The sequence below is a fragment of the Escherichia sp. E2586 genome (assembly GCF_005781105.1).
In the GTDB taxonomy this organism is placed as follows: domain Bacteria; phylum Pseudomonadota; class Gammaproteobacteria; order Enterobacterales; family Enterobacteriaceae; genus Escherichia.
In genome coordinates this window covers 306346-323650 of sequence record NZ_VATN01000009.1, presented here as the reverse complement: position 1 = coordinate 323650, position 17305 = coordinate 306346, and the positions used below count along the sequence as shown (strand labels likewise).

Annotated in this window: 20 protein-coding genes and 1 other annotated feature; of the genes, 7 read left to right on the top strand and 13 right to left on the bottom strand. The window is 50.3% G+C overall.

From position 1 onward, the window contains the following. Positions 1-41: 41 nt before the first annotated feature. The 11 genes from btuD to thrS all read right to left on the bottom strand — a co-directional run bounded on the left by btuD (position 42) and on the right by thrS (position 9800). Positions 42-791, bottom strand: coding sequence for a vitamin B12 ABC transporter ATP-binding protein BtuD (gene btuD / locus FEK50_RS11495; protein WP_130208278.1), 750 nt, complete (start codon positions 789-791; stop codon positions 42-44). Continuing rightward, on the bottom strand, positions 791-1342 hold the full coding sequence (btuE, locus tag FEK50_RS11490; protein WP_130208280.1) for a bifunctional thioredoxin/glutathione peroxidase: 552 nt from the start codon (positions 1340-1342) through the stop codon (positions 791-793). The genes btuD and btuE overlap by 1 nt, the downstream gene beginning before the upstream one ends. Before the next feature lie 62 nt (positions 1343-1404). Further along, positions 1405-2385: a vitamin B12 ABC transporter permease BtuC gene (btuC, locus tag FEK50_RS11485; RefSeq protein ID WP_131161176.1), complete on the bottom strand. Its 981-nt coding sequence runs from the start codon at positions 2383-2385 to the stop codon at positions 1405-1407. A 100-nt stretch (positions 2386-2485) separates the two neighbouring features. After that, a complete protein-coding gene (gene ihfA / locus FEK50_RS11480; RefSeq protein WP_002440155.1) occupies positions 2486-2785 on the bottom strand; it encodes an integration host factor subunit alpha in 300 nt (99 codons plus the stop codon). A gap of 4 nt (positions 2786-2789) precedes the next feature. Beyond that, positions 2790-5177: a phenylalanine--tRNA ligase subunit beta gene (gene pheT, locus FEK50_RS11475; protein ID WP_131161175.1), complete on the bottom strand. Its 2388-nt coding sequence runs from the start codon at positions 5175-5177 to the stop codon at positions 2790-2792. A 14-nt stretch (positions 5178-5191) separates the two neighbouring features. Continuing rightward, on the bottom strand, positions 5192-6175 hold the full coding sequence (gene pheS, locus FEK50_RS11470) for a phenylalanine--tRNA ligase subunit alpha (RefSeq protein ID WP_000018588.1): 984 nt from the start codon (positions 6173-6175) through the stop codon (positions 5192-5194). A 209-nt stretch (positions 6176-6384) separates the two neighbouring features. Continuing rightward, positions 6385-6509, bottom strand: a sequence feature (Phe leader region). Beyond that, positions 6459-6503 carry a pheST operon leader peptide PheM gene (pheM, locus tag FEK50_RS24195; protein WP_001386830.1) on the bottom strand — a complete coding sequence of 15 codons (45 nt, stop codon included), beginning with the start codon at positions 6501-6503 and terminating at the stop codon, positions 6459-6461. Its footprint overlaps the feature before it by 45 nt. Positions 6510-6625: 116 nt before the next feature. Continuing rightward, on the bottom strand, positions 6626-6982 hold the full coding sequence (gene rplT / locus FEK50_RS11460) for a 50S ribosomal protein L20 (protein ID WP_000124850.1): 357 nt from the start codon (positions 6980-6982) through the stop codon (positions 6626-6628). 53 nt (positions 6983-7035) lie between these two features. After that, positions 7036-7233: a 50S ribosomal protein L35 gene (gene rpmI / locus FEK50_RS11455; protein ID WP_001124225.1), complete on the bottom strand. Its 198-nt coding sequence runs from the start codon at positions 7231-7233 to the stop codon at positions 7036-7038. A 92-nt stretch (positions 7234-7325) separates the two neighbouring features. Continuing rightward, positions 7326-7868 (bottom strand): translation initiation factor IF-3, encoded by a 543-nt coding sequence (infC, locus tag FEK50_RS11450; RefSeq protein ID WP_001700733.1) that lies wholly within the window; start codon positions 7866-7868, stop codon positions 7326-7328. Between the two features lie 3 nt (positions 7869-7871). Further along, positions 7872-9800, bottom strand: coding sequence for a threonine--tRNA ligase (gene thrS, locus FEK50_RS11445; RefSeq protein WP_130208286.1), 1929 nt, complete (start codon positions 9798-9800; stop codon positions 7872-7874). Positions 9801-10101: 301 nt separating this feature from the next. On the opposite strand from thrS, the gene yniD reads away from it, so the two are divergent. Continuing rightward, on the top strand, positions 10102-10209 hold the full coding sequence (yniD, locus tag FEK50_RS11440) for a small membrane protein YniD (protein WP_064529152.1): 108 nt from the start codon (positions 10102-10104) through the stop codon (positions 10207-10209). 60 nt (positions 10210-10269) lie between these two features. Here yniD and FEK50_RS11435 read toward each other — a convergent pair whose 3' ends face one another. Next, the gene (locus tag FEK50_RS11435) at positions 10270-11028 is read right to left on the bottom strand and encodes a YdiY family protein (RefSeq protein ID WP_131161174.1); all 759 of its coding nucleotides are present in this window, start codon (positions 11026-11028) and stop codon (positions 10270-10272) included. Between the two features lie 286 nt (positions 11029-11314). Between FEK50_RS11435 and pfkB the strand changes: the two genes are divergently transcribed. The 3 genes from pfkB to FEK50_RS11420 all read left to right on the top strand — a co-directional run bounded on the left by pfkB (position 11315) and on the right by FEK50_RS11420 (position 13598). Next, on the top strand, positions 11315-12244 hold the full coding sequence (gene pfkB / locus FEK50_RS11430; RefSeq protein WP_131161213.1) for a 6-phosphofructokinase II: 930 nt from the start codon (positions 11315-11317) through the stop codon (positions 12242-12244). Between the two features lie 101 nt (positions 12245-12345). Further along, entirely contained in the window at positions 12346-12633 is a 288-nt protein-coding gene (ghoS, locus tag FEK50_RS11425) for a type V toxin-antitoxin system endoribonuclease antitoxin GhoS (RefSeq protein WP_131161173.1), read from the top strand. 104 nt (positions 12634-12737) lie between these two features. After that, positions 12738-13598 (top strand): fructosamine kinase family protein, encoded by an 861-nt coding sequence (locus FEK50_RS11420; RefSeq protein WP_130208292.1) that lies wholly within the window; start codon positions 12738-12740, stop codon positions 13596-13598. Positions 13599-13638: 40 nt separating this feature from the next. Here FEK50_RS11420 and FEK50_RS11415 read toward each other — a convergent pair whose 3' ends face one another. After that, the gene (locus tag FEK50_RS11415) at positions 13639-14175 is read right to left on the bottom strand and encodes a YniB family protein (protein WP_130208294.1); all 537 of its coding nucleotides are present in this window, start codon (positions 14173-14175) and stop codon (positions 13639-13641) included. Positions 14176-14321: 146 nt separating this feature from the next. Here FEK50_RS11415 and hxpB point away from each other — a divergent pair, with 146 nt between their 5' ends. From hxpB to tcyP, 3 genes are all read left to right on the top strand, one after another. Next, the gene (hxpB, locus tag FEK50_RS11410; RefSeq protein WP_130218883.1) at positions 14322-14990 is read left to right on the top strand and encodes a hexitol phosphatase HxpB; all 669 of its coding nucleotides are present in this window, start codon (positions 14322-14324) and stop codon (positions 14988-14990) included. Positions 14991-15151: 161 nt separating this feature from the next. Next, positions 15152-15742, top strand: coding sequence for a metal-dependent hydrolase (locus tag FEK50_RS11405; protein WP_064529159.1), 591 nt, complete (start codon positions 15152-15154; stop codon positions 15740-15742). 132 nt (positions 15743-15874) lie between these two features. Further along, on the top strand, positions 15875-17266 hold the full coding sequence (gene tcyP / locus FEK50_RS11400) for a cystine/sulfocysteine:cation symporter (RefSeq protein ID WP_064529160.1): 1392 nt from the start codon (positions 15875-15877) through the stop codon (positions 17264-17266). The last annotated feature ends 39 nt before the right edge of the window (positions 17267-17305 follow it).

Genomic DNA, 17305 nt, shown 5'->3' with positions numbered 1-17305 from the left:
TTTAGCGTCGAAATTACCCGTTTTTCAAGATGCTAATGAAATCAGGTGGTCGAAATCAGCATTCGGTGACCTTCAATGTCCAGACGACGGAAGCTCATGCCATAAGCCTGGGCCAGATTCGGCGGTGTTAGTACTTCATCTCGCCGCCCACTGGCAAGCAGTTTTCCTTGTTTAAGTAACCACGCCCGATGCGCGTGACGCAATGTGTGGTTAAGATCGTGACTGCTCATCACAATCGCCACGCCTTGCTGACAGAGTGCGCTCAAAATTTTATCTAACGCGCTTTGCTGGGCAACATCAAGGCTGTTCATGGGTTCATCAAGGAGAAGCAATTGACCTGCCGGATTCGCTTGCGGCGTGATTTGTAGCACCACAGCAGCAAGACGGACACGTTGCCATTCACCACCGGATAGTTGATTGGTGCTTCGACCGAGTTTGTCATCAAGGGCCAACGCCCCTGCGACATCATTTAGCAGATCGGTTCGCGTTTTATCGTGCTGGTGCATGGTCAGGTAATGCCAGACTGGCATAGCAAACGGCGGCGTCTGTTGTTGTGCAAGATAGGCGCGATGCAGGGCGAGTTTTGTTGCGGGCCAGGTATCCAGTGGTTTACCTGCAAACTGAATGCTTCCCTGACCACTGGTCATCCCCGCCATTCGCGCCAGCAAGGTGCTCTTGCCCGCGCCGTTCGGACCCACCAGATGCAGGATCTCCCCTGCCCGGACCTCGCCAGAAAGCGGCCCCAGGCGGGTTGATTCCGCTACATCCTGTAACTGCATCACAATAGACATTATTTTGCCAACGCCAGTTTAATGCTTTCCATTACAATAGGATCTTCCGGCGTCATATCCGGGGAAAAACGCTGGATGACCTTTCCGTCTCTACCCACCAGAAACTTTTCAAAATTCCACAAAATATCATCAGGGTACAGTGGCGCACGGCCTTTACTGGCCATTCGCGCGTAGAAACCGCTCTCTTCCGGTGCCACCGCCGTGGGCGCTGCGGCAATCAATTTTTGATATAGCGGATGACGCCCTTCGCCATTGACCTCAATTTTACTGAACATTGGGAACGTCACGCCCCAAGTGGTGGTGCAATAAGTTTTAATTTCTTCATCACTACCTGGTTCTTGTTCAAGGAACTGGTTGCACGGAAATCCCAGCACGACGAAACCACGATCGGCCCAGGCTTTCTGGATGTTCTCCAACTGTTCATATTGCGGCGTTAAGCCACACTTTGAAGCGACATTAACAATTAGCAGCACATTACCGGCATATTTCTCCAGCGTGGTCACTTCCCCGTCAATCGTCTTCACTACGGTGGTCAGAATGGGATCTTGCATCGTGTCTCCTGGATAAGGTCAGTAAAAATCTTAGCTTTTAATCATAGACCGTCTTTATGCGGCTAACGTCCTGCTTTTAACAATAACCAGATAAACACCGGCGCCCCCAGGGTGGCGGTGACCACACCAATCGGTAACTCTGCGGAAGCCAGCGCCAGTCGAGCAACAATATCGGCAAGCAGCAACGCAGTAGCACCTGCCAGCGCGCAGCCGGGAAGTAATACCCGGTGATCGGTTAATCCGCACAGCCGCAGAATATGCGGGATAACCAGGCCAATAAACCCAATAGCGCCAGCCAACGCCACACTGACACCGACCATCCAACCGGTAGCCGCGACCAGTACATTCCGCCAGAGCCACAGTGGTAACCCCAGTTGTCGCGCCGAGATTTCACCCAGCGCTAACATATTCATTGGTCGGGACTGACAGCAAATCCACAGCAACACCGGAATCAAGGCCACCATCAGCCAACTTTGCCGCCAGTCCACACCGCCAAAGCAGCCCATCATCCAGTACATCAGTTGGCGTAAATCAACAGACGTGGAAAAGTAGATGGCCCACGTCATTAACGCGCTACAGATGATACCCAGCGCAACACCAGCCAACAGTAATCGGCTGGTTGAAAGATGACGGCGGGCAAAACGCAAGAGAATTAAGGTGATAATAAGCGCGCCAGCAATCGCACACAGCCCCAGCGCCCAGTTCGGTAACTGCCCTTGTCCGAGCAATACAGCGGCGATAAGCCCCACTCCAGCGCCGTTAGAGACGCCAAGCAGCCCCGGCTCCGCAAGAGGGTTTTCAAACAGCGCCTGCATGACCGCGCCTGATAACGCCAGCGCCGCGCCAACCAGCAATACAGCCAGGGTACGTGGCAGGCGAATTTGCCAGACGAACAGTTCGCCACGAGGAGTGAACCAGTCGGCAGGTGAAATCCATTGTTCACCAGCGCAAAGGCTTAAGAGAAGCGCCAGCAGCATCAAAACTGACAGACATAATAACCAGCGAATATTTTGTCGCTGTTGTTGGCGGGCAAGTGTCAGCATGGTATCCGTTCTGCTGAAGTGTCATTCCGTTGATTTTACGGTGACTCTTCGACAGTGAAAAGAAAAAAGGCCGCAGAGCGGCCTTTTTAGTTAGATCAGATTACTCGTCTTTGGGTGTGGCGTTTTCGACCCGGCTTTTTAACTTCTGCCCGGGTCTGAAGGTCACCACGCGCCGTGCTGTAATGGGAATATCCTCGCCCGTTTTCGGGTTACGTCCCGGGCGTTGATTCTTATCACGCAGATCGAAGTTACCAAAACCAGAGAGTTTCACCTGCTCGCCGTTTTCCAGAGCGCGACGGATCTCTTCGAAAAACAGTTCAACCAGTTCTTTGGCATCCCGCTTGCTAAGCCCAAGCTTATCAAACAGATATTCTGACATTTCAGCTTTTGTAAGCGCCATAGGTTCAATCCCTCAATGATGCCTGGAATCGCTCTTTTAATGCCTCTACACATTTGGCGACGGTAGCGGCAATCTCCTCTTCTTCGAGTGTACGGCTGGTATCTTGCAGGATCAGGCTTATGGCGAGGCTCTTATACCCCTCCGCAACACCCTTACCGCGGTACACGTCAAACAAGTTTACGCCAACTACCTGATTTACGCCAACTTTCTTACATTCGGATAAAATATCCGCTGCGGGAACGTTTTCTGCAACCACAACCGCGATGTCACGACGGTTCGCCGGGAAGCGCGAAATCTCGCGCGCTTGAGGCACCACGCGGTCTGCGAGCTTGTTCCACTCCAGTTCAAACACCAGAGTGCGACCGTTAAGATCCAGTTTACGTTCCAGTTCAGGATGAACAACCCCAACAAAACCAATACGTTCACCTTTCAGATAAATCGCTGCGGATTGTCCCGGATGCAGTGCCGGATTCGCTTCTGCACGGAACTCAACATCAGCCAGTTTACCGGTCAGGTCGAGAACGGATTCAAGATCGCCTTTCAAATCATAGAAATCAACAGTCTCTTTTGCCAGGTTCCAGTGCTCTTCGTAACGGTTACCGCAAATCACACCGGCTAACATCAGATCCTGACGAATGCCCAATGGCGCCTGCGTATCTGGCACGAAGCGCAGACCGCTTTCAAAAATGCGCACACGGTTTTGCTGACGGTTCTGGTTGTACACTACAGTTGCCAGCAGACCGGTCCACAGAGAAAGACGCATTGCCGACATTTCAACGGAAATCGGGCTTGGCAGCAGTAAGGCTTCAACGCCCGGGTGGATCATCTGCTGCACTTTCGGATCAACGAAGCTATAGGTGATCACTTCCTGATAGCCTTTGTCGTTGAGCAGCGTTTTCACGCGCTTGAGTGACAAATCGGCTTCACGGTGAGTCCCCATAATCAGGCTCGCCTGCACCGGTTCATCCGGGATGTTGTTGTAGCCGTAAACACGCGCCACTTCTTCGACCAGATCTTCTTCAATCTCCATGTCGAAACGCCAGCTCGGTGCAACAGCCTGCCACTCGTCCTTGCCTTCGGTAACTTCACAGCCGAGACGACGCAGAATGTCAGTCACCTGTGCATCGGCAATATGATGGCCGATCAGACGATCCAATTTGCTACGACGCAGAGTGATGGTCGCACGCTTCGGCAACGTTGCTTCGTTAGTGATATCGATAACCGGGCCAGCTTCACCGCCGCAGATTTCGATCAGCAGACGGGTCGCACGTTCCATTGCTTTGTGCTGCAGTGCCGGATCAACACCACGCTCATAACGGTGAGAAGCATCAGTATGCAGGCCATGACGACGAGCACGACCGGTGATAGACAGCGGGCTGAAGAACGCGCATTCCAGCAGGACGTTTTGCGTTTCGTCATTCACTCCAGAGTGTTCGCCACCGAAGATACCGCCCATCGCCAGCGCCTTGTTGTGGTCGGCGATGACCAGGGTGTCAGCGTTCAGCTTCGCTTCGGTACCGTCGAGCAGTACCAGCGTTTCGCCCTCTTTCGCCATCCGCACCACAATGCCGCCTTCAATGCGATCTTTGTCGAAAGCGTGCATCGGCTGACCCAGTTCGAGCAGCACGTAGTTGGTGACGTCAACCACTGCATCGATAGAACGAATCCCGCAACGACGCAGTTTTTCTTTCATCCACAGCGGAGTTGGCGCTTTAACGTTAATGCCTTTTACTACGCGGCCAAGATAACGCGGGCAGGCTTCCGGCGCTTCTACCGCAATCGGCAGCGTGTCATCGATGGTTGCACCAACCGGGACAATTTCCGGTTCAACCAGCGGAAGCTGGTTCAGCACGGCAACATCACGCGCTACGCCGATAATGCCTAAGCAGTCTGCACGGTTTGGCGTCACACTGATTTCGATGGTGTTGTCATCAAGTTTCAGGTATTCACGGATGTCGGTGCCAATTGGCGCATCCGCAGGCAGTTCGATAATACCGTTATGATCGTCAGAAATACCCAGCTCAGAGAAGGAGCACAGCATCCCTTCAGACGGTTCACCGCGCAGTTTCGCGGCTTTAATTTTGAAATCGCCCGGCAGTACAGCACCAATAGTTGCTACCGCCACACGCAGGCCCTGACGACAGTTTGGCGCGCCGCAGACGATGTCCAGCAGGCGATCGCCACCGACATTGACTTTGGTCACTCGCAGTTTGTCAGCATTCGGATGCTGCGCACATTCAACCACTTCACCAACGACCACGCCGTGGAAGCTACCGGCAACCGGTTCTACACCGTCAACTTCCAGGCCCGCCATCGTGATTTGATTCGCCAGCGCATCACTATCGATCGCCGGGTTCACCCATTCGCGTAACCACAGTTCACTGAATTTCATAATCTATTCCTGCCTTATTTAAACTGTTTGAGGAAACGCAGATCGTTTTCGAAGAATGAACGCAGGTCGGTGACGCCGTAACGCAACATGGTCAGACGCTCCATCCCCATACCGAAGGCGAAACCGGAGTAAACTTCCGGATCGATGCCAACATTACGCAGCACGTTCGGATGCACCATCCCGCAGCCCAGTACTTCCAGCCATTTACCGTTTTTACCCATGACGTCCACTTCTGCAGAAGGTTCGGTGAACGGGAAGTAGGAAGGACGGAAGCGAATCTGCAAATCTTCTTCAAAGAAGTTACGCAGGAAGTCGTGCAGCGTGCCTTTCAGGTTGGTAAAGCTGATGTTGGTATCAACAATCAGACCTTCCATCTGATGGAACATCGGTGTGTGAGTCTGGTCGTAGTCGTTACGGTAAACGCGGCCAGGCGCGATAATACGAATCGGCGGCTGCTGGGCTTTCATGGTGCGGATCTGTACGCCAGAGGTCTGGGTACGCAGCAGGCGGGTAGCGTCAAACCAGAAAGTGTCGTGGTCAGCGCGCGCCGGGTGGTGACCAGGAATGTTCAGAGCATCGAAGTTATGATAATCGTCTTCGATTTCCGGCCCGGTTGCCACGGTAAAGCCAAGCTCACCGAAGAAACTTTCGATACGGTCGATAGTGCGGGTAACCGGGTGCAGGCCTCCGTTTTCGATACGACGACCAGGGAGGGAAACATCGATAGTTTCCGCAGCCAGACGCGCATTCAGCGCTGCGCTTTCCAGTTCAGCTTTACGCGCATTCAGCGCCTGCTGAACTTGCTCTTTCGCTTCGTTGATAACCGCACCAGCTGCCGGACGCTCTTCTGGCGGCAGCTCACGCAGGGTCGTCATCTGAAGGGTTAAGTGCCCTTTTTTACCCAAATATTCGACGCGCACATTGTCTAACGCGGCAACATCTGACGCCTGGCTAATGGCCGCCTTCGCACTGGCAACCAGTTCTGCGAGATGTGACATGGTTTTCCTCATTGTGTCAGTGGTGACACTGGTTCGTTGGACTTAGAGCCTATCCCATCAGGCTATTTTACTTGCCATTTTGGTCCCGGGCAGTGCTCGAAATCCTCACGTACTTAAGTACGCTCCGGTTTCTCCGCGCTGGCCGTGTCCAGACTGGCTGCGACAATTACGCCTGATGAGACAGGCTTTTTATTTTTCAAAACGCGCATACAAAAAAAGCCTCCACTGGGAGGCTTTCAGGCGCTGTTTTCCGTTTCTCTTCTCACGCGCTAGCCTCCTGGAGTCAGGTGCTAAAGTAAAAAAAGAAGCGGAAAATAGCAGCATTCATTGCTTGCGTTACCTTTTGGTACTTTTCAAAAGACCTTTATTGAAAAGGCTACGGCGATAAAAGTCAATGTTTTGATGGTGTTGAAACGAAAAGAGGGAGACTAGCTCCCTCTTTCAACTGGCTTATGCCAGAGCTGCTTTCGCTTTTTCAACCAGAGCGGTGAACGCTACTTTGTCGAATACTGCGATATCAGCCAGGATCTTACGGTCGATTTCAACAGAGGCTTTTTTCAGGCCATTGATGAATTTGCTGTAAGAAATACCGTTCTGACGTGCTGCTGCGTTGATACGCGCAATCCACAGTTGACGGAACTGACGCTTACGTTGACGACGGTCACGGTAAGCATACTGACCAGCTTTGATAACAGCCTGGAAGGCAACGCGGTATACGCGAGAACGCGCACCGTAGTAGCCTTTAGCTTGTTTCAAAATTTTCTTGTGACGTGCGCGTGCAATAACACCACGTTTTACGCGAGCCATATGTGCTCTCCTGTATCTATATTCTAATTAAAAAGTTAAAAAACGTTAACGGCTTATGCGTACGGCAGGCACGCGATTACCAAGCCCAGATCGCCTTTGGAAACCATGGCTTTCGGACGCAGGTGACGTTTACGTTTGGTCGCTTTTTTGGTCAGAATGTGACGCAGGTTAGCGTGCTTGTGCTTAAAACCACCTTTACCGGTTTTTTTGAAGCGCTTAGCAGCACCGCGTACGGTCTTAATTTTTGGCATTTTAATAACTTCCACTTCGCATTGTTGATAAACAGAAACAAAGGCGAATCACCCTGTGAGCCGAGGCCCACAGGAATGATTACTTGATGGCCTTACTGTTTCTTCTTAGGAGCGAGCACCATGATCATCTGGCGGCCTTCGATCTTCGTTGGGAAGGATTCGACCACTGCCAGTTCTTGCAAATCGTCTTTCACGCGATTAAGCACTTCCATACCGATTTGCTGGTGCGCCATCTCACGACCGCGGAAACGCAGCGTGATTTTGGCTTTATCACCCTCTTCGAGAAAGCGAATCAGGCTGCGGAGTTTTACCTGATAGTCGCCTTCATCTGTACCAGGACGGAATTTAATTTCCTTAACCTGGATAACTTTTTGCTTTTTCTTCTGTTCCTTAGAAGACTTGCTCTTTTCATAGAGGAATTTGCCGTAATCCATTATACGACAAACCGGCGGCTCGGCGTTAGGGCTGATCTCGACTAAGTCTACTCCGGCTTCTTCAGCTTTCTCCAGAGCTTCTCTCAGACTCACAATACCAAGCTGCTCGCCTTCCAAACCTGTTAAGCGAACTTCCTGGGCGCGAATTTCGCCATTGATACGGTTAGGACGCGCCGTTTGAACTCGTTTTCCGCCTTTAATACCTTATTCCTCCAATTGTTTAAGACTGCGGCTGCGAATCTCTTGTTGCAGCTTCTCGATCACTTCATTTACGTCCATGCTTCCCAGGTCTTTACCACGGCGGGTGCGAACGGCAACTTTGCCAGATTCCACCTCTTTATCACCACAGACCAACATATATGGGACGCGACGCAAAGTGTGCTCGCGGATTTTAAAGCCAATCTTCTCATTTCTCAAGTCTGCTTTAACACGAATGCCCGCATTTGATAGTTTTTGCGTCAATTCGTTAACGTATTCAGACTGTGAATCCGTAATGTTCATGATAACAACCTGAACCGGCGCAAGCCAGGTCGGGAAGAAACCAGCGAACTCTTCGGTCAGGATACCGATGAAACGTTCCATCGACCCAAGAATTGCACGGTGAATCATTACCGGAACCTTACGCTCGTTGTCTTCGCCTACATAGGAAGCGCTCAGACGAGACGGTAAGGAGAAGTCCAGCTGTACTGTACCGCACTGCCATGCACGATCGAGGCAGTCATACAGGGTAAATTCAATTTTCGGACCGTAGAACGCGCCTTCACCCAGTTGATACTCAAACGGGATGTTGTTTTCTTCCAGCGCAACTGCCAGGTCCGCCTCAGCACGATCCCACATTTCGTCACTGCCAATACGTTTTTCAGGACGAGTGGAAAGCTTGACCACGATCTTCTCGAAGCCAAAAGTGCTGTACATATCATAGACTAAACGGATACATCCGTTAACTTCATCGCGAATTTGTTCTTCAGTACAGAAGATATGCGCGTCATCCTGGGTAAAACCACGCACGCGCATCAGGCCGTGCAGGGATCCTGACGGCTCGTTACGGTGGCAGCTACCGAACTCGGCCATACGCAGCGGCAGATCGCGATACGACTTCAGCCCCTGGTTAAAGATTTGTACGTGACCCGGACAGTTCATCGGCTTAATGCAGTATTCACGGTTCTCAGAAGAGGTGGTGAACATTGCATCTTTATAGTTTTCCCAGTGACCGGTTTTTTCCCACAGGACGCGGTCCATCATAAACGGGCCTTTAACTTCCTGATACTGGTACTCTTTCAGTTTAGAGCGAACGAACACTTCCAGTTCACGGAAGATGGTCCAGCCGTCATTGTGCCAGAACACCATACCCGGCGCTTCTTCCTGCATATGGTACAGGTCGAGCTGTTTACCGATTTTACGGTGGTCGCGTTTAGCGGCTTCTTCCAGACGCTGCAGATACGCGTTGAGGGCTTTTTTATCTGCCCACGCAGTACCATAAATACGTTGCAACATTTTGTTGTTGCTGTCGCCGCGCCAGTAGGCCCCTGCCGTTTTCATCAGTTTGAAATGGTGGCAGAAACGCATATTCGGTACGTGCGGACCGCGGCACATATCGACATATTCTTCGTGGAAATAGAGGCCAGGCTGGTCATCATGGGCGATGTTTTCGTCCAGGATGGAGACTTTATAGCTCTCGCCGCGTTTAACGAACGTTTCACGCGCTTCGTGCCAGCTGACTTTCTTCTTAATGACGTCGTAGTTTTTCTCAGCAAGCTCATGCATCCGCTTCTCGAGTGCTTCGACATCTTCCTGGGTTAACGTGCGGTCAAGATCAACGTCGTAATAGAAACCGTTGTCAATAACCGGGCCGATTGCCATTTTGGTATGCGGCCAAAGTTGTTTAATTGCGTGCCCTAACAGGTGCGCACAGGAGTGACGAATGATCTCCAGACCTTCTTCGTCTTTAGCGGTAATGATCGCCAGTTTAGCGTCGTTTTCAATCAAATCGCACGCATCTACCAGTTCGCCATTAACGCGCCCTGCGATACAGGCTTTTGCCAGACCTGGACCAATGTCCAGCGCAACATCCATGGGGCTTACAGCGTGGTCGTAATGGCGTTGGCTGCCATCAGGAAGAGTAATAACAGGCATGTTATATCCTTATTTGCAGTGGTGACCCACACGAAAGATCACATACAAAGATTCATATGAAATTTATCAAAAAGGTTTGGGCTGATTCCCGCTTCACTCTGCGAAATATGTCACAGCATGCTGATTGGCGATGCCAGACCTACACCCACTTTCTGATAATACCGCTTGGCAGTTTACACGGTAATTGTTATCGGGCAAAGCGACAATCATCATGTTTGATATGATATAAATCAATACAGGCAACACCTGACCCTTTTGTTACACTCGATTATTGAAGACTGGAAATCCCCTGGAAAAACGCATGCCGACAAAACGTTTCAACAAAAAACACTGGAAGATGGTGGTCGTCCTGCTGTCTATTTGCGGCGCGATGCTGTTGCTGCGCTGGGCAGCGATGATTTGGGGCTGAATGGTGGGGCGCTATCAACAAACAATGCAGCCAGACCGCAGAACACGGCCCGGCACATTATTACATCCTGTAGCCCAGCGATAACGTGGTGCGGCGATCGGTATGTTCCGGCGCAGACTCAGGCGGTTCAGAGTTCCATGTAACGTTGTAGGCCACCTTCAGACCGAAATGTTCATTGATGGCAACATTTAATGCACTTTCCGAGTTCAGCGTAGTGTCTTCAGCACCAAAAACCGATACCCCCTGGGTAAATTTAGCGTTGTCGGTCAACTGCCACGCATAAGCTCCGGAGGCATACCCCAGCGGCTGCGTTTTACTGGCATTATCGGTATATTTGTCGTAACGCACGCCAGGGCCGAATTCAAAACGGAAGCTGTGTACCGGGCCATTTAAAAACTGGCGACCATAACCCGCAGTCAATACATCTCGTTCCCGATAACCGTTATAACGGTCTGTCAGCCAACTTGCCTGACCAAACAAATAATCATAATCAGTTAAATTAAAACGGCTACGACCACCTACTGCATATTTTTCCGAAGAACGCTCATCATTAGAAGAAGTATTGCTGGCATTTCCCCACAGCGACCAGGCAGTCGTCTGCCCATACCAGGTCATAGTGGTATCAGCCGTCAGAGAGGAACTTTTCGTGTTGCCTGATTGTGCAAGGTAACCTGCGTTAAGATTACCTTCGAAAGGTTTTTTTGCGCTGGCAGGATCGTCCATGACAGTAAAAACGGAATCATCGGCAGTTGCATTCAGAGACGCAAACATACCCCCCGCCAACATAACGATGGCAGGAACTGTCTTCAAAAGCTTCATTTATTAAAAGTCCGTACAACAAAAAAAGAGACCATCGCGGTCCCGGAAACTTTCTTAAGGATCAAAGAGTAGCGTCCCTGGAAAGGTGACAAATTATAAAAAGGAGTGAAAAACTTAGCAATGACTTCTTATTTCATTTTTTGAATAAGCGCGTTGCGAAAACAGATATTTATTTATATATCTTTACCTTATTAATTTTATATAAATATCTAATAAATCATATTGTTAATTCCTTCACTTTCCACTGATTCAGTGCCAGACTGAAATCAGCCTATAGGAGGAAATGATGGTACGTATCTATACGTTGACACTTGCGCCCTCTCTCGATAGCGCAACAATTACCCCGCAAATTTACCCCGAAGGAAAACTGCGCTGTACTGCCCCCGTGTTTGAACCAGGTGGTGGCGGTATTAATGTCGCTCGCGCTATTGCTCATCTGGGCGGGAGCGCGACGGCTATATTCCCGGCCGGCGGCGCGACCGGCGAACATCTCGTCGCTCTGCTGGCCGATGAAAATGTCCCTGTTGCCACTGTCGAAGCGAAGGACTGGACCCGCCAGAATCTGCATGTACATGTGGAATCCAGCGGTGAGCAGTATCGCTTTGTCATGCCCGGCGCAGCTTTAAGCGAAGATGAATTTCGTCAACTTGAAGAACAAGTTCTGGAAATCGAGTCAGGGGCTATTCTGGTTATTAGTGGAAGCCTGCCACCAGGCGTGAAACTGGAAAAGTTAACGCAGCTTATTTCTGCTGCGCAAAAACAAGGAATATGCTGCATCGTCGACAGTTCCGGCGAAGCCTTAAGCGCAGCACTGGCGATTGGCAATATCGAGTTAGTTAAACCTAACCAAAAAGAACTCAGCGCACTGGTAGGTCGCGAACTCACTCAACCCGATGATGTGCGTAAAGCCGCGCAGGAAATTGTTAATAGTGGTAAGGCCAAACGGGTCGTCGTTTCCCTTGGTCCACAAGGAGCGTTGGGGGTAGATAGCGAAAACTGCATTCAGGTTGTGCCACCGCCGCTAAAAAGCCAAAGTACCGTCGGTGCTGGCGACAGTATGGTTGGGGCTATGACGCTGAAGCTGGCAGAAAATGCCTCGCTTGATGAAATGGTTCGTTTTGGCGTGGCTGCCGGTAGTGCCGCAACACTCAATCAAGGAACACGCCTGTGCTCCCATGACGATACACAAAAAATTTACGCTTACCTTTCCCGCTAATCGAGACATTCCCCCCTCGGTTGGGGGAATCACCACAAACCTGTCAGCAATGCGTTTCTGCGACTATGCTAAAAAATCACGTGATAACAAAGAGGTGAATTATGGCTGGTGGCGATCTTGCCCGTTATGTCATTACCGTCATGTTGCATGAAGATACATTAACTGAAATTAATGAGTTAAATAACTTTCTGACACGCGATGGCTTTTCACTGACCATGACAGACGATGATGGGAATATCCATGAACTCGGGACGAATACCTTTGGACTTATCAGTACGCAAAACGAAGATGAGATAAGAGAACTCGTTGCCGGACTCGCCCAGAGTGCTACAGGCAAAGACCCCGAGATAAGGATCACCACCTGGGAGGAATGGAATAGCAACAAATAAAGATTTTTGGGCAATAATCAGTCTGTGGTGTGCGTTAGCTCGTGTTTTTACACCTTATTCTTGCGCTAACCTTATGATCTGGCAGACAGCATGGGAGAGACATCATGTGGCAGGTAATCAGTCGTCTTTTGAGCGAGCAGTTAGGTGAAGGCGAAATCGAACTGCGTAATGAACTGCCTGGCGGGGAAGTCCATGCCGCATGGCATTTGCGCTATGCAGGACGTGACTTTTTCGTCAAATGTGATGAAAGAGAATTGCTTCCCGGTTTTACCGCCGAAGCCGACCAACTGGAGTTATTGTCTCGCAGTAAAACCGTCACCGTACCCCGGGTGTGGGCAGTTGGCGCTGACCGTGACTACAGTTTTCTAGTGATGGATTATCTCCCTCCTCGGCCGTTGGATGCACATAACGCCTTTATTTTAGGGCAGCAAATTGCGCATCTACATCAATGGAGCGACCAGCCACAATTTGGCCTCGATTTCGATAACGCCCTTTCTACTACCCCTCAACCCAATACCTGGCAACGCCGTTGGTCAACGTTTTTTGCTGAACAACGGATTGGCTGGCAACTGGAGCTGGCAGCAGAAAAAGGGATCGCCTTCGGCAATATCGACGCCATCGTCGAGCATATCCAGCAGCGCCTGGCCTCACATCAGCCGCAACCATCACTGTTACACGGCGATCTATGGTCAGGGAATTGTGCGCTAGGTCCGAATGGTCCGTATATTTTCGACCCTGCTTGTTACTGGGGCGACAGAGAGTGCGATCTGGCGATGTTGCCGCTACATACCGAACAGCCTCCGCAAATCTATGATGGTTATCAATCAGTGTCACCGCTACCGACCGATTTCCTCGAACGCCAACCGATTTACCAGCTTTACACTTTGCTAAACCGTGCAAGGTTGTTTGGTGGTCAACATCTGGTTATTGCTCAACAATCATTGGATAGATTGTTAGCCGCGTGACGGGAGTCGATGATAATGGCCGCACCGCGCGGCCTTTGTATTAAATGAAACCGAGCAGAGAAAAGAACACGTATCCCGCAGCAATACAAATGACCGGCAGGATATAGAGTGAAAAAAACTGTGTGAAGATAGTATGGCGTGGAACGACAATGCGCGACTCGATCTGTTCACGCGTTAACCCCTCTTCCCCTTTAGCCTTCTCCAGAATGAGTTGATCTTCAACGCCTTCGCGCAAGAAGCGCACCTGACGACTCATGCGTGCTCCAGAGTCTTGCAACGCCAGACCGACAAAAATCAGGATAAAGATCACCCAGAACATAACGTTCACACCACCATTAAAATTGGGCGTCGGCGAGTTATACCAGAACAGATTCAAAAAAGGCGTATTCGCTTGCATCATATCGATCATGACATGGGCAAAGTCGAGCATTACCGCATTAATACCTTCCTGGGTTTCTTGCCGGATATTCATAAACTTCAGCAAGGAAATCAACGTGGAAACAAGTGTTGGTATAAAAATCACCCAACCGAAAATCCTTTTCAAAATAGCAATGCGTCCAGCTTGTTGATACGTCATGAGTTCTCCTTGATTAAGACGCGTCGATTCACTTAGTTTACCTGTAGATATCTGTTTTCGCCCATTCTTTAAAGGCGATATGATAGGCGCTTAATCATAAGCACTGCTTAATACCTTACACATAATGCTCTAAAGGAGAGGTTGTAATGTCAACCCCACGACAGATTCTTGCTGCAATTTTTGATATGGATGGATTACTTATCGATTCCGAACCATTATGGGATCGGGCCGAACTGGATGTGATGGCAAGCCTGGGGGTGGACATCTCCCGTCGTAATGAGCTACCGGACACCTTAGGTTTACGCATCGATATGGTGGTTGATCTCTGGTATGCCCGGCAACCGTGGAATGGACCGAGTCGTCAGGAAGTGGTCGATCGGGTAATTGCCCGTGCCATTTCGCTGGTTGAAGAGACGCGTCCATTACTGCCTGGCGTGCGTGAAGCCGTTGCTTTATGTAAAGCGCAGGGCTTATTGGTCGGCCTGGCCTCAGCGTCACCGCTGCATATGCTTGAAAAAGTGCTGGCCATGTTTGACCTACGTGACAGTTTCGATGCCCTCGCCTCCGCCGAAAAATTGCCTTATAGCAAGCCACATCCGCAGGTTTATCTCGACTGCGCAGCAAAACTGGGCGTTGACCCAATCGCCTGCGTGGCGCTGGAAGACTCTGTTAATGGCATGATCGCCTCGAAGGCAGCACGAATGCGCTCCATCGTCGTTCCTGCACCAGAAGCGCAAAATGATCCACGTTTTGTGTTGGCGAATGTAAAACTTTCATCCTTGACAGAACTCACCGCGAAGGACCTCCTCGGCTAATAAAAAGGGGCGTGGTGACACGGCCCCTGGTTGCTTATCTGAAATCACGTTCAACTGATGATTTTATCATCATATTATGATGAAGAGTTACACCGTCACCACTTCCGCGCACTGTACAAAAACCCTATACTGTACGTATCGACAGTTTAGTGAGTTTTATCATGACGGCGGAAGGTCACCTCCTCTTTTCTATTGCTTGTGCGGTGTTTGCTAAAAATGCCGAGCTTACACCCGTGCTGGCACAGGGTGACTGGTGGCATATTGTCCCTTCCGCAATATTAACTTGTCTGTTACCGGATATTGACCATCCAAAGTCGTTTCTTGGGCAGCGATTAAAGTGGATATCAAAACCCATTGCCCGCGCTTTTGGTCACCGTGGCTTCACCCACAGTCTGCTGGCGGTGTTTGCTCTACTGGCGACCTTTTATCTGAAAGTTCCGGAAAGCTGGTTTATTCCAGCTGATGCTCTGCAAGGTATGGTTCTCGGTTATTTGAGTCATATCCTTGCTGATATGCTGACCCCTGCTGGCGTTCCCCTACTCTGGCCGTGCCGATGGCGTTTCCGTCTACCAATTCTGGTTCCACAAAAAGGCAACCAGTTAGAACGTTTTCTCTGCATGGCGTTGTTTGTCTGGTCAGTGTGGATGCCCCATTCACTGCCCGAAAACAGTGCCGTGCGTTGGTCATCGCAAATGATTAATACCTTGCAGATCGAGTTTCATCGCCTTATTAAGCATCAGGTTGAATACTAAAAAAACAAAAATCGCTTTTCTGGAATAAGCCATTCCATTTGAATATAAGAGCCAGCTCACAGTTCTGTTAATCTTGCTTCAACACTATGGCTACTGCGTAGCGATAGAAATAATAAGATCAGGAGAACGGGGATGAACTTTCCATTAATTGCGAACATCATAGTGTTCGTTGTGCTGCTGTTTGCGCTGGCCCAAACCCGCCACAAACAGTGGAGTCTGGCCAAAAAAGTGCTGGTAGGTCTGGTGATGGGGGTGGTTTTTGGCCTTGCCCTGCATACCATTTATGGTTCTGACAGCCAGGTACTTAAAGATTCTGTTCAGTGGTTTAACATTGTCGGTAACGGCTATGTTCAGCTACTGCAAATGATCGTCATGCCGCTGGTATTTGCCTCCATTTTAAGTGCGGTTGCCCGTCTGCATAACGCGTCTCAACTAGGCAAAATCAGTTTTCTGACTATTGGTACGCTACTGTTTACCACGCTGATTGCGGCGCTGGTCGGTGTACTGGTCACTAATCTGTTTGGTCTGACAGCTGAGGGGCTGGTTCAGGGTGGCGCTGAAACTGCGCGTCTGAACGCTATCGAAAGCAACTATGTCGGTAAAGTCTCTGACCTGAGCGTTCCGCAGCTTGTCTTGTCCTTTATCCCGAAAAACCCGTTTGCCGATCTGACCGGTGCCAATCCGACGTCAATTATCAGCGTGGTAATTTTTGCGGCTTTCCTGGGCGTTGCAGCACTGAAACTGCTGAAAGATGATGCGCCGAAAGGTGAACGAGTCTTAACCGCTATCGATACGCTGCAAAGCTGGGTGATGAAACTGGTTCGCCTGGTCATGCAACTGACGCCATACGGCGTTCTGGCACTGATGACCAAAGTCGTTGCTGGCTCCAACCTGCAAGACATCATTAAACTGGGTAGCTTCGTTGTCGCGTCCTACCTCGGTCTTATCATTATGTTTGCAGTGCATGGCATTCTGCTGGGCATTAATGGCGTAAGCCCGCTGAAATACTTCCGTAAAGTATGGCCAGTGCTGACGTTTGCCTTCACCAGCCGCTCCAGTGCTGCGTCTATTCCGCTGAATGTAGAAGCACAAACGCGTCGTCTGGGTGTTCCTGAATCCATCGCCAGTTTCGCCGCCTCTTTCGGCGCGACCATTGGTCAAAACGGCTGTGCCGGGCTGTATCCGGCAATGCTGGCAGTGATGGTTGCGCCTACTGTTGGCATTAATCCGCTAGACCCAATGTGGATTGCGACACTCGTTGGTATCGTCACTGTGAGTTCAGCAGGTGTTGCAGGCGTTGGTGGCGGTGCAACATTCGCCGCACTGATTGTACTCCCTGCAATGGGCTTGCCGGTAACGCTGGTGGCATTGTTAATTTCCGTTGAACCACTTATCGATATGGGCCGTACGGCACTGAACGTCAGCGGTTCTATGACCGCAGGTACACTGACCAGCCAGTGGCTGAAGCAGACCGATAAATCTATTCTGGATAGCGAAGATGATGCCGAACTGGCTCACCGTTAACCCTGGCTTATAACGCAAAACGCCTGTCATCCCGACAGG

What these genes read in the sequence shown, in the direction of transcription:
- rplT (WP_000124850.1), bottom strand. Translation starts at nt 6,982, where the DNA reads ATGGCTCGCGTAAAACGTGGTGTTATTGCACGCGCACGTCACAAGAAA.
- ghoS (WP_131161173.1), top strand. Translation starts at nt 12,346, where the DNA reads ATGGCTGGTGGCGATCTTGCCCGTTATGTCATTACCGTCATGTTGCAT.
- pheT (WP_131161175.1), bottom strand. Translation starts at nt 5,177, where the DNA reads ATGAAATTCAGTGAACTGTGGTTACGCGAATGGGTGAACCCGGCGATC.
- btuC (WP_131161176.1), bottom strand. Translation starts at nt 2,385, where the DNA reads ATGCTGACACTTGCCCGCCAACAACAGCGACAAAATATTCGCTGGTTA.
- rpmI (WP_001124225.1), bottom strand. Translation starts at nt 7,233, where the DNA reads ATGCCAAAAATTAAGACCGTACGCGGTGCTGCTAAGCGCTTCAAAAAA.
- FEK50_RS11415 (WP_130208294.1), bottom strand. Translation starts at nt 14,175, where the DNA reads ATGACGTATCAACAAGCTGGACGCATTGCTATTTTGAAAAGGATTTTC.
- pheS (WP_000018588.1), bottom strand. Translation starts at nt 6,175, where the DNA reads ATGTCACATCTCGCAGAACTGGTTGCCAGTGCGAAGGCGGCCATTAGC.
- tcyP (WP_064529160.1), top strand. Translation starts at nt 15,875, where the DNA reads ATGAACTTTCCATTAATTGCGAACATCATAGTGTTCGTTGTGCTGCTG.
- hxpB (WP_130218883.1), top strand. Translation starts at nt 14,322, where the DNA reads ATGTCAACCCCACGACAGATTCTTGCTGCAATTTTTGATATGGATGGA.
- thrS (WP_130208286.1), bottom strand. Translation starts at nt 9,800, where the DNA reads ATGCCTGTTATTACTCTTCCTGATGGCAGCCAACGCCATTACGACCAC.
- btuE (WP_130208280.1), bottom strand. Translation starts at nt 1,342, where the DNA reads ATGCAAGATCCCATTCTGACCACCGTAGTGAAGACGATTGACGGGGAA.
- FEK50_RS11405 (WP_064529159.1), top strand. Translation starts at nt 15,152, where the DNA reads ATGACGGCGGAAGGTCACCTCCTCTTTTCTATTGCTTGTGCGGTGTTT.
- FEK50_RS11435 (WP_131161174.1), bottom strand. Translation starts at nt 11,028, where the DNA reads ATGAAGCTTTTGAAGACAGTTCCTGCCATCGTTATGTTGGCGGGGGGT.
- ihfA (WP_002440155.1), bottom strand. Translation starts at nt 2,785, where the DNA reads ATGGCGCTTACAAAAGCTGAAATGTCAGAATATCTGTTTGATAAGCTT.
- FEK50_RS11420 (WP_130208292.1), top strand. Translation starts at nt 12,738, where the DNA reads ATGTGGCAGGTAATCAGTCGTCTTTTGAGCGAGCAGTTAGGTGAAGGC.
- pfkB (WP_131161213.1), top strand. Translation starts at nt 11,315, where the DNA reads ATGGTACGTATCTATACGTTGACACTTGCGCCCTCTCTCGATAGCGCA.
- btuD (WP_130208278.1), bottom strand. Translation starts at nt 791, where the DNA reads ATGTCTATTGTGATGCAGTTACAGGATGTAGCGGAATCAACCCGCCTG.
- yniD (WP_064529152.1), top strand. Translation starts at nt 10,102, where the DNA reads ATGCCGACAAAACGTTTCAACAAAAAACACTGGAAGATGGTGGTCGTC.